Below are 10224 nucleotides of genomic sequence, written 5' to 3'. Positions count from 1 at the left end.
GGGTCGTGGAATCCGCTGGAGGCGGCTACAGCGCGCGCGTCGTGCTGACCGAGACGGCATCCGGCCGTCGCGTCTGGTCGCAAGGCTTCACGTTCGTCAAAGGCGATATCTTCGCCTTCCAGAAAACGGTCGCTCAGCGGATCGCGACGGCGCTGGTCACCAACGTCGAAAGCGCGGTCATGCGGCGTGGCCAGCCCGCATCCACCGCCAATGTCGAGGCCTACCTCCATCTGCTGCGCGGCATGGCTCTGCTGCGCAGCTATGGCGATGGAGTGAACGAGGAGGCACGCGAGCATTTCCTCAAGGCGCTGGAACGCGATCCGGAATCAGGCCTTGCGCATGCCTATCTGGCGCTTGCCGACATGATCATAGGAGGCTGTTCCGCCGCGCCGCGTGCCGTGCTCGATCAGGCGCGCGACCGGGCGCTGCACGCAATCGCGGTCAGTCCCGACGAAGGGCGATGCCACAGGATCCTGGCACTGACGCTGCTCTGGCGGGGCTGCGACGAATACGAAGCCGCCGAAAAGCACTTCGCCCGCGCGCTCGACCTCAATCCCTACGATGCCGACACGCTCGCCCAGACCGGCTACTTCAGGGCGCTGCGAGGCGATGGCGAAGCCGGGCTGGCGCTGCTCGACCAGGCCATCCAGCTCAACCCGATGCATCCGAGCTGGTATTATTTCGACCGCGGCGTAGCCTTGTTCATCGCCGGCCGCTACCGTGAGGCCGCGGCTTCCTTCTCCTGCCTGCCGCTCAAGGGCGTGCGGCAATGGGCGCGACTGGCGGCGTGCCACGCGCTCGACGGCGACACCGAGAAAGCCAAGGCTTGCGTTAGGGAAGGCCGCGCGCTGGATTCGGGCCTGACCGTGGCGGATATCCTTGCAGACCTGCGCATAGAGTGCGCCGAGAACTGTGACCGGTTGCGAACCGGTCTCGAGCGCGCCGGCTGGGACAACACGCCGGCATAGCCAGTCCGCCGCGCAGCGGGCATGATGGCCGGCGATCGCCCGCCGACTCGGGCTCCATTGCCAATCCGCGGGGGCGCATGAAACCAGCCATCCTCTTGCTTTTGCTCGCGGCCATGCTGCCGTCCGCATCGGCGCGGGCCGGCGACTGGAAGCCGGTCGAAAAGGTCGAGACCTATGCCGTCTCCGGACAGACCGCACCGGAGCTCTATGCCTCGATCGGCGAGAAAGGCCCGGTGATCGGCAAGGACAGTGCAGGCAACGAACGGCGCGTCATCGCGCATACCAATTTCAAGCTGACCTGGCAGCGCGACTACCGGCCTGAGGGCGGCGCCTGCGTGCTGAAGTCGGCGCGGCCGAAGCTCACCCTCACCTACACGCTGCCGAAGCCAGCCACGCCGATGACGGCGGGTCTGCAAAAGCGCTGGGACAGTTTCGCCGCCGGCCTCGCCGCGCATGAGAAGGTGCATGGCGCCCAGATCGTCGACATGGTGCAAAAGATCGAGGCGCTGAGCGTGGGCTTCACGATCGCCGGCGACCCCGGCTGCAAGAAGATCAGGACCGAGCTCACCGCACGGCTTGCCGAACTTTCACAAGCGCAGCGCCAGGCCAGCCGCGATTTCGACCGCGTCGAGTTCGGACCGGGCGGGAATTTGCAGAGGCTGGTGCTGGCGTTTGTGAATGGGGAATGAGCCCAGCTCGGGCAAGGACATCCGAACATTTGCGATGATCGATCTCCACCCTGGCGAGAAAATCGGCAGATTCGTGATTCGAGGGAGTGCGGCGCCTTTCAAGCATTGGCTTATAAAACCCCGGCGAGCTACCAGTAGATCGATACACGCTGGAATAGCACAACTATGCGTGGACTTCCTTCTAAGGCCTATCGACGTTCATTGAGCCTGAGCGATTAGGCAGATCTGGCTTCTCACCGCCGCTTTACACGCAGGGTTGGTAGCGCTACCGTTTGCCCAGTCGCGTGACCAAGGGGGGAGCCTTGGTAGCTGTCGCCGGCTGGTGTGGTGGATTGAGGTTTCCCGCCGTTTTGACGGGATCCGCTTCAAGGCCATGTCAGAAAGAAAATGGAGTCTTGCGGACGTCGCAGGACCCAGCCGGGAGGATTTCGATGGCGTCTGTCGCGATTGCCGATGTCTACAAGTCATTCGGAAGCGTCGAGATCCTTCACGGCGTCAGCGTGGACATAGAGGACGGTGAATTCGTCACCCTGGTGGGGCCATCCGGCTGCGGAAAATCCACCCTTCTCAGGATGATCGCCGGCCTGGAAAAGATCTCGCGCGGGCAGATCGCGATCGGCGAGCGTGTCGTCAACAACGTCGCGCCAAAGGAGCGCGACGTCGCCATGGTGTTCCAGAACTACGCGCTCTACCCGCATATGACGGTTGCCGAGAACATGGCGTTCTCGCTGATGCTCAAAGGTGTCTCGAAGGCAGAAAGCGAAGCCGGCGTCCGGCGCGCGGCCGAGATCCTCGGGCTGGTGCCCTTGCTGTCGCGCTATCCGCGCCAGCTTTCAGGCGGCCAGCGCCAGCGCGTCGCCATGGGCCGAGCGATCGTGCGCAATCCGGCGGTCTTCCTGTTCGACGAACCGCTGTCAAACCTCGACGCCAAGCTCCGGGTGCAGATGCGTGCCGAGATCAAGGAGTTGCACCAGCGGCTGAAGACCACGACGGTCTATGTCACACACGACCAGATCGAGGCGATGACCATGGCCGACAAGATCGTCGTCATGCATGACGGCCTCGTCGAGCAGATCGGGCCACCGCTGGAACTCTACGACCGGCCAAACAATCTCTTCGTCGCCTCCTTCATCGGCTCGCCCGCCATGAACCTGCTCAAGGGCGGGATTGCGACCGATGGCTCGCCATCCTTTCGCGGCGCAGGCGAGATTTCCGTGCCTTTGGCGGCGACGCCGTCGATCAGCAATGGCGAACCCGTGGTGCTGGGAATACGGCCCGAGCACCTCAGGCTGTCCGACGCGGGGATTCCGGTCACTGTCGCGGTGGTCGAGCCGACCGGCTCGGAGGTGCAGCTCATCGGCCGGACAGAAGGCGGCGAGGAGATCGTCGCGAACTTCCGGGAGCGCCATTCCTTTACGCCAGGTGAAACCGTCCGGCTCTCGGCCGAGCCCGGCCTCATCCATCTCTTTCACGGCGAAACCGGAAAGCGGTTCGAGATGCGCACCAGGCCGTAAGAACGACTGAGCGAGGAAACCGACAGGAGGAGACCACCATGAAATTCACCAGACGTGACGTGATCCGCACGACCGCCGGCGTGGCGGCGGGCGCCTTGGGAAGCCGGTTCGTCGGCTCTCCCGCCCTGGCCCAGGAAGGCCTGAAATACAAGCCGGAGGACGGCGCGAAGCTCAGGCTGCTGCGCTGGTCGCCCTTCGTGCAGGGCGATGAGGACCAGTGGCTGGCCAACACCAAGCGGTTCACCGAGGCGACAGGCGTCGAGGTTCGCGTCGACAAGGAAAGCTGGGAAGACATCCGTCCCAAGGCGGCGGTCGCCGCCAATGTCGGTTCCGGTCCCGACCTGATGTTCGTCTGGTTCGACGACCCGCATCAATACCCCGACAAGCTGCACGACGTGACCGAGCTGGGTGAGTATCTGGGCTCGAAATATGGCGGCTGGTACGACGGACCGAAGCAGTACGCGACCCGGGAAGGCAAATTCCTCGGCCTGCCGCTCGCCACCATCGGCAATGCCATCGTCTACCGCGAAAGCTGGGTGAAGGAGGCCGGATTCGCGGAATTTCCCAAGGACACGGCGGGCTTCCTCGAGCTCTGCAAGGCCTTGCAGGCGAAGGGACATCCTGCCGGCTTCACGCACGGCCACGGCGTCGGCGACGGCAACAACTATGCGCACTGGCTGCTCTGGAGCCATGGCGGCCAGATGGTCGACGAGAGCGGCAAGGTGGCGATCAACAGCCCCGAGACGTTGAAGGCGATCGAATACGCGCAGCAGCTCTACAAGACCTTCATTCCGGGCACCGAGAGCTGGCTCGACGTCAACAACAACCGTGCCTTCCTGGCCGGCGAAGTGAGCGTCATCGCCAATGGCATTTCCGTCTACAACACGGCCAAGGTCAACAAGGACAAGGATCCGAAACTGGACGAAATCGCCAAGGACATGCGCACCACCAACCTGCCGATCGGTCCGGTCGGAAAATCCGTCGAGCTGTTCCAGGTGACCAGCGCCGTCATCTTCGACTACACGCCCTACCCCAACGCAGCCAAGGCCTATCTGCAGTTCATGTTCGAGGATCCGCAGATGGCGGACTGGATCACCTCCTCGTCGGCCTATTGCTGCCAGACGCTCAAGGCTTTCGACAACAATCCGGTGTGGAAGGCCGACCCGAACAACGCCGCCTACGCGAAGGCCTCAGCGACGCTGCGCCCCAACGGCTTTGCCGGGCCGCTCGGCTACGCCTCGGCCGCGACCATGGCCGACTATGTGCTGGTCGACATGTTCGCCAAGGCAGTGACCGGCCAGGCGACGCCACAGGAGGCGATGGAAGAGGCGGAGAAGCGCGCCAACCGCTACTATCGGGTTTGATCACCGCCCGGCCGGGCAGCCGCGACCGCGCGCTGCCCGCTGAGGGGTGCGCAACCGCGCGGCGGCCGCCCTGGCCGCCAAGCAACCACGTCTGATGAGGAGCCACCGCATGGCCGTGCCGTCCGTTGCCGTCGAGCAGCGTTCTTCGATCCTGTCGCGCCTGAGCGAAAGCCGCAACGCGCTTGGCTTCGGCTTCATGCTGCCGGCGGCGGCGCTGCTCCTGGTGTTTCTGACCTATCCGCTCGGGCTCGGCGTCTGGCTCGGCTTCACCGATGCCCGCATCGGCCGCCCCGGCATCTTCATCGGTATCGAGAACTATCAATACCTTTGGAGCGACGGCGTCTTCTGGCTCTCCGTCTTCAACACCCTGCTCTACACGATCAGCGCCTCGATCCTGAAGTTCATGCTCGGCCTCTGGCTGGCGCTCATCCTCAACGAGAACCTTCCCTTCAAATCGTTCTTCCGCGCCGTGGTGCTGCTGCCCTGGGTGGTGCCGACGGTGCTGTCGGCGATCGCCTTCTGGTGGATCTACGATTCGCAGTTCTCGATCCTGTCCTGGGCGCTGCAGCAGATGGGCCTGATCGACCATCGCATCAATTTCCTCGGCGACCCGACAAACGCGCGGGCCTCGGTCATCGCGGCCAATGTCTGGCGCGGCATTCCTTTCGTCGCCATCACCCTGCTTGCCGGCCTGCAGACGATCCCCCAATCGCTTTACGAGGCCGCCACGCTCGACGGCGCCAGCCGCTGGCAATTGTTCCGCCATGTGACGCTGCCGCTGCTGACGCCGATCATCGCCATCACCATGACCTTTTCGGTGCTGTTCACCTTCACCGATTTCCAGCTGATCTATGTGTTGACCCGCGGCGGACCGGTCAACGCCACCCACCTGATGGCGACGCTGTCCTTCCAGCGCGGCATTTCAGGTGGCCAGCTTGGCGAGGGCGCCGCTATCGCGGTCGCCATGATCCCCTTCCTGCTGGCGGCGATCCTGTTCAGCTATTTCGGCCTGCAACGCCGCAAGTGGCAGCAAGGCGGCGGAGACTGAAATGGCCGCGATCAAGAGACCGAAACGTCCGGAAACCGATGAAGGCGGCATGGGCTACCTGCAAAGCCTGCCGCGCCGCGTGGTGACGGTCTATCTGCCATTGCTGGTGTTCATCATCGTGCTGCTGTTTCCGTTCTACTGGATGACGATCACGGCGGTTAAGCCCAATGTCGAGATGACCGACTACGCCAACTTCAATCCGTTCTGGGTCGTGCATCCAACGTTGCAGCACATCCGCTATCTTCTCTTCGAGACGTCCTATCCCGGTTGGCTGCTCAACACCGTCATCATCTCCACCGCCGCCACGTTCCTGTCGCTGCTGGCGGCGGTGCTGGCAGCCTATGCGATCGAACGGCTGAGGTTTTCGGGAGCGCGGCAGGTCGGTCTCGCCGTCTTCCTCGCCTATTTGGTGCCGCCCTCGATCCTGTTCATTCCGCTGTCGGTGATGGTGTTCAACCTCGGGCTCTACGACACGCCGTTCGCGCTGATCCTCACCTACCCGACGTTCCTGATCCCGTTCTGCACCTGGCTGCTGATGGGCTATTTCCGCTCCATCCCCTTCGAGTTGGAGGAATGCGCGCTCATAGACGGAGCGACGCGGCTGCAGATCCTCACCAAGATCGTGCTGCCGCTGTCGGTGCCGGGCCTGATTTCCGCCGGCATATTCGCATTCACCCTGTCCTGGAACGAGTTCATCTACGCCCTGACGTTCATCCAGTCGTCGGAGAACAAGACCGTGCCGGTCGGCGTGCTGACCGAACTTGTGCGCTCCGACGTCTACGAATGGGGGGCGCTGATGGCGGGCGCGCTGATCGGCTCGCTGCCGGTCGTGGTGCTCTACTCGTTCTTTGTCGAGCACTACGTTTCCTCGATGACCGGCGCGGTGAAGGAATGACGGCCTGCCGCGAGCGGCTTGCCGCCAATGCGCAACGGCAGGCCGGGCGCATCCCCCCGCGGGCCGATGGGCGTCAGATCGCGGCGATGATGCCGCCGTCGACGCGGATGTTCTGGCCGGTGATGTAGCCGGCGCCGTCGGAGGCGAGGAAGGCGATGGTCGCGGCGATCTCTTCGCTGGTGCCGTAGCGCTGCATCGGCACGCTGTCACGGCGCTCCTCGGTGGCGGGCAGGCTGTCGATCCAGCCGGGCAGCACGTTGTTCATGCGCACATTGTCGGCGGCGTAGGTGTTGGCGAAGATCTTGGTGTAGGCGGCAAGGCCGGCCCGGAACACCGCCGAGGTCGGAAACATCGGGCTCGGCTCGACCACCCACGCCGTCGAGATGTTGATGATGGCGCCGGCCTTCTGCCTGACCATGTGGGGCGCCACGATGCGCACCGGCCGGATGACGTTCATCAGGTAGACGTCGAGCCCGGTGTGCCATTGTTCGTCGGTGATCTCGAGGATCGGCGCGCGCGGCCCGTGGCCGCCACTGTTGACCAGCACGTCGATGCGGCCGAAGCGCTCGAGCGTCAGGTCGGCAAGACGCTGCAGATCCTCGTTCGACTGGTTGGATCCGGTGACGCCAAGGCCACCGAGTTCCTTGGCCAGCGCCTCACCCTTGCCGGACGACGACAGGATCGCAACCTTGAAGCCGTCGGCGGCCAGGCGCTTTGCCGCCGCCGCGCCCATGCCGCTGCCGCCGGCCACGACGACCGCTACTTTTTCTACACTCATTGCGTCTTCCTTCCGGATTGGTTTTCGGCCCGTACCACCATTGATCACAACGTGTTATATTCGACTTTCGCCGCTGGTTCGAACCAGAAAGCCTGAAATCGGACTGTAGAAAAACTGCACGATGCCCGAAGCCTTCCTGCGCTTGCCGCCGCTCAATGCGCTGCGCGCCTTCGAGGCGTCGGCGCGGCATCTCAACTTTCGGCTCGCCGCGCATGAGCTCAACGTGACGCAGGGCGCGGTGGCGCAGCACATCCGGGGTCTTGAGGCCAGCCTCGGCGCGAAGCTGTTCGAGCGGCTGCCGCGCGGCCTGGCGCTGACCGACGAGGGCCGCGCCTATGTGCCCAGCATCCGGCGCGCCTTCGAGCTGATCTCGGAGGCGACCGCGCTGCTGCGGCCGGAACCGGCGCGGCTGACGATCAGCGTGACGCCCAGCTTCGCCACCAAATGGCTGATCCCGAAACTGCCGGACTTCGTCGCACACAATCCGCTGGTCGACCTGCGCATCCTTGCCACCGAAAGCCTGTCGAGCTTCCAGGCCGACGGCGTTGACATCGCGGTCCGGCAGGGCCGTGCGCCCTTCGGTCCCGGCCTCGTCGTCGACCTCCTGTTCCCGCAACAGGTCATCGCCGTCTGCAGCCCTGGCCTGCTGCCGCCCGGCGCCTGCGCAATCGCTACGGCGGAAATCCAGCATCATATGCTGCTGCACGATGCCCACAATCTGTGGCCGGAGTTCATGGAAAAGGTGCTCGGCCTGAAGATGGCGACGGAGGCCAAGCGCATGCGCTTCAACCAGACGGCCCTGGCGATCGACGCCGCCATCGCCGGCCAGGGCATCGCGCTTGCCAGCCGCTTCCTCGTCGCCGCCGACCTTGCCGCCGGACGGCTGGTGCAGCCAGTCCAGGGAGACATGCGCGGCACCCAGGATTTCCATGTCGTCATGCCGCGCAAGCAGCGGCATCCAGAACCAACGCAAGCCGTCCGGCAATGGCTGCTGGATGCGAGCGATGCGGGCTGAAACTTCAAGGCCTGGGTGACAGACCTAGAAACTGATCTCCACCGCGGCAGCACTCCGCTTCGCCTCGCCATGGAACACCGCCTCGATGTTGTTGCCGTCAGGGTCGAGCAGGAAGGCGGCGTAGTAGCCGGGGTGGTAGGGCCGCTCGCCAGGCGCGCCGTTGTCCTTGCCGCCGGCCGCAAACCCCGCCTTGTACCAGGCGTCGACCATGGCGCGGTCCTTGGCCTGGAAGGCAAGATGATGGCGGCCGGTAAGCACGCCCTGGGCGGCGCGGCTGTCGACGCTGGAGACGAAGAGTTCATCGGCCCAGAAATAATCCTCGGCCTCGCCGCCGACCGGAATGCCCAGCACCTCGAGCACCGCGCCGTAGAAACGCCGGCTCGCCTTCAGGTCGCGCACCACCAGCTGGATGTGGTCGATGAGCCGGCCGCGATAGAGTTCCATGGTGTCCTCCTGGTTTGACTGGTCAATCATCTAGAAGGGACCAACCTCCGGTCAATGTCGGGTATTGCATGCTACTGACACTAGAGAAGACGGTGGGGCACAGGAGCTGTGAAGCAACGCAACTTTTCAGGCGGCAGCAAAAATCACCCGTGCCAAAAATCTGATTAAAAAATGCAACCGGATTGTCGGATCGGCCCTGGCACCAACGTCTTGGGTCGCAAACGGCGTGACGAAGCTCGAAAAACGGTTGCGCTGTGTCGACAAACTCTAGCTTCCGGCATGGGAGAAGAACATGAAGCTTTCCTATCGTTGGGTCATCGTCGCGGCTGGCGCGCTGATGACTTGCGTCGCCATCGGCGCGATGTTTTCGCTGGCGATCTTTCTCGAGCCGATGTCGCTCGACACCGGCTGGTCGCGCGCCGGCATATCGAGCGCGATGACGCTGAATTTTCTGGTGATGGGTCTCGGCGGCTTCGCCTGGGGCACCATCTACGATCGCGTCGGCGCCCGCCCCGTCGTCTTCGCCGGCGCGCTGCTGCTGGGGCTGGCGCTGGTGCTGGCCAGCCGCACCGGCTCGCTCACCGTCTTCCAGCTCACCTATGGCGTCCTGGTCGGGCTTGCGGCCAGTGCCTTCTTCGCGCCGATGATCGCGCTCACCACCGCCTGGTTCGACACCAACCGCAGCCTCGCCGTGTCGCTGGTATCGGCCGGCATGGGCGTGGCGCCGATGACCATCTCGCCCTTCGCGCGCTGGCTGATCACCGCCTATGACTGGCGCACCGCCATGTTCGACATCGGCGTCATGGCCTGGGTGCTGCTTCTGCCTGTGGCCTTCCTGGTGCGCCAGCCGCCGGCCGCCGCCGCAGCAGCCGATGGTACGCCGGCGGCCGTCACGGATGATCCCGGCCTGAGCGTCGGCCAGGCGCTGCGCTCGCCGCAATTCCTCGTGCTGGGCATGACCTTCTTCGCCTGTTGCGCGGCGCATTCGGGACCGATCTTCCACATGGTGAGCTATGCCATGGCCTGCGGCGTGGCACCGATGGCCGCCGTCTCGATTTACAGCGTCGAGGGGCTCGCCGGGCTCGGCGGCCGACTGCTCTACGGCGTGCTCGGCGACCGTCTCGGCGTCAAGCCGGTGCTGATCACCGGGCTCGTCATCCAGGCCGCGGTGATCGCCGCCTATCTCACGGTCGGCAGGCTCGAACAGTTCTATGTGCTGGCCGTCATCTTCGGCGCCACCTATGGCGGCGTCATGCCACTCTACGCGGTGCTGGCGCGCGAATATTTCGGACCGCGCATCATCGGCACCGTATTCGGCGCCGCCACCATGCTGTCCAGCCTCGGCATGGCGTTCGGGCCGCTGGCCGGCGGCATGATCTATGACGCCTATGCCAGCTATTCCTGGCTGTTCATCGGCTCGGCGCTGGTCGGGCTGGGGGCCGCCGGCATCGCGATTGCCTTCCCGCCGCAGCCGAGCCGGCAGCGGCTGCAGATGGCGTAGTCCTCAAA

General features: G+C 64.5%; 10 protein-coding genes. 8 read left to right on the top strand and 2 right to left on the bottom strand.

Translation table 11 applies throughout. The features are described from left to right. The 6 genes from EN745_RS36235 to EN745_RS21385 form a co-directional block, all read left to right on the top strand. A partial coding sequence (locus EN745_RS36235) for a tetratricopeptide repeat protein (RefSeq protein WP_189363113.1) occupies positions 1-968 on the top strand: 968 nt, incomplete at its 5' end. Between the two features lie 77 nt (positions 969-1045). Next, positions 1046-1657 (top strand): DUF922 domain-containing protein, encoded by a 612-nt coding sequence (locus tag EN745_RS21405; protein ID WP_127422198.1) that lies wholly within the window; start codon positions 1046-1048, stop codon positions 1655-1657. 431 nt (positions 1658-2088) lie between these two features. Continuing rightward, positions 2089-3171, top strand: coding sequence for a sn-glycerol-3-phosphate ABC transporter ATP-binding protein UgpC (gene ugpC, locus EN745_RS21400; protein ID WP_127422197.1), 1083 nt, complete (start codon positions 2089-2091; stop codon positions 3169-3171). A gap of 38 nt (positions 3172-3209) precedes the next feature. Continuing rightward, on the top strand, positions 3210-4535 hold the full coding sequence (locus EN745_RS21395; RefSeq protein ID WP_127422196.1) for an ABC transporter substrate-binding protein: 1326 nt from the start codon (positions 3210-3212) through the stop codon (positions 4533-4535). A gap of 109 nt (positions 4536-4644) precedes the next feature. After that, entirely contained in the window at positions 4645-5583 is a 939-nt protein-coding gene (locus EN745_RS21390; RefSeq protein WP_126055290.1) for a sugar ABC transporter permease, read from the top strand. Position 5584: 1 nt separating this feature from the next. Continuing rightward, the gene (locus tag EN745_RS21385; RefSeq protein WP_127285796.1) at positions 5585-6478 is read left to right on the top strand and encodes a carbohydrate ABC transporter permease; all 894 of its coding nucleotides are present in this window, start codon (positions 5585-5587) and stop codon (positions 6476-6478) included. A gap of 73 nt (positions 6479-6551) precedes the next feature. On the opposite strand, the gene EN745_RS21380 is transcribed toward EN745_RS21385, so the two are convergent. Further along, a complete protein-coding gene (locus EN745_RS21380; protein WP_127422195.1) occupies positions 6552-7256 on the bottom strand; it encodes an SDR family oxidoreductase in 705 nt (234 codons plus the stop codon). Between the two features lie 121 nt (positions 7257-7377). On the opposite strand from EN745_RS21380, the gene gcvA reads away from it, so the two are divergent. After that, the gene (gene gcvA, locus EN745_RS21375) at positions 7378-8271 is read left to right on the top strand and encodes a transcriptional regulator GcvA (protein ID WP_126055292.1); all 894 of its coding nucleotides are present in this window, start codon (positions 7378-7380) and stop codon (positions 8269-8271) included. A gap of 24 nt (positions 8272-8295) precedes the next feature. Here the strand turns inward: gcvA and EN745_RS21370 are convergent, their stop codons facing one another. Continuing rightward, positions 8296-8715: a VOC family protein gene (locus EN745_RS21370; protein ID WP_189347410.1), complete on the bottom strand. Its 420-nt coding sequence runs from the start codon at positions 8713-8715 to the stop codon at positions 8296-8298. A 292-nt stretch (positions 8716-9007) separates the two neighbouring features. Here EN745_RS21370 and EN745_RS21365 point away from each other — a divergent pair, with 292 nt between their 5' ends. Beyond that, positions 9008-10216 carry an MFS transporter gene (locus EN745_RS21365; protein WP_127422194.1) on the top strand — a complete coding sequence of 403 codons (1209 nt, stop codon included), beginning with the start codon at positions 9008-9010 and terminating at the stop codon, positions 10214-10216. The last annotated feature ends 8 nt before the right edge of the window (positions 10217-10224 follow it).

Source organism: Mesorhizobium sp. M4A.F.Ca.ET.022.05.2.1, assembly GCF_003998845.1.
In the GTDB taxonomy this organism is placed as follows: domain Bacteria; phylum Pseudomonadota; class Alphaproteobacteria; order Rhizobiales; family Rhizobiaceae; genus Mesorhizobium.
This window is presented reverse-complemented; position numbering and strand designations above follow the sequence as displayed.

Bases quoted from the DNA above. Each gene is read 5' to 3' on its own strand.
- EN745_RS21405 (WP_127422198.1), top strand. From the start codon at position 1,046: ATGAAACCAGCCATCCTCTTGCTTTTGCTCGCGGCCATGCTGCCGTCC.
- ugpC (WP_127422197.1), top strand. From the start codon at position 2,089: ATGGCGTCTGTCGCGATTGCCGATGTCTACAAGTCATTCGGAAGCGTC.
- EN745_RS21395 (WP_127422196.1), top strand. From the start codon at position 3,210: ATGAAATTCACCAGACGTGACGTGATCCGCACGACCGCCGGCGTGGCG.
- EN745_RS21390 (WP_126055290.1), top strand. From the start codon at position 4,645: ATGGCCGTGCCGTCCGTTGCCGTCGAGCAGCGTTCTTCGATCCTGTCG.
- EN745_RS21385 (WP_127285796.1), top strand. From the start codon at position 5,585: ATGGCCGCGATCAAGAGACCGAAACGTCCGGAAACCGATGAAGGCGGC.
- EN745_RS21380 (WP_127422195.1), bottom strand. From the start codon at position 7,256: ATGAGTGTAGAAAAAGTAGCGGTCGTCGTGGCCGGCGGCAGCGGCATG.
- gcvA (WP_126055292.1), top strand. From the start codon at position 7,378: ATGCCCGAAGCCTTCCTGCGCTTGCCGCCGCTCAATGCGCTGCGCGCC.
- EN745_RS21370 (WP_189347410.1), bottom strand. From the start codon at position 8,715: ATGGAACTCTATCGCGGCCGGCTCATCGACCACATCCAGCTGGTGGTG.
- EN745_RS21365 (WP_127422194.1), top strand. From the start codon at position 9,008: ATGAAGCTTTCCTATCGTTGGGTCATCGTCGCGGCTGGCGCGCTGATG.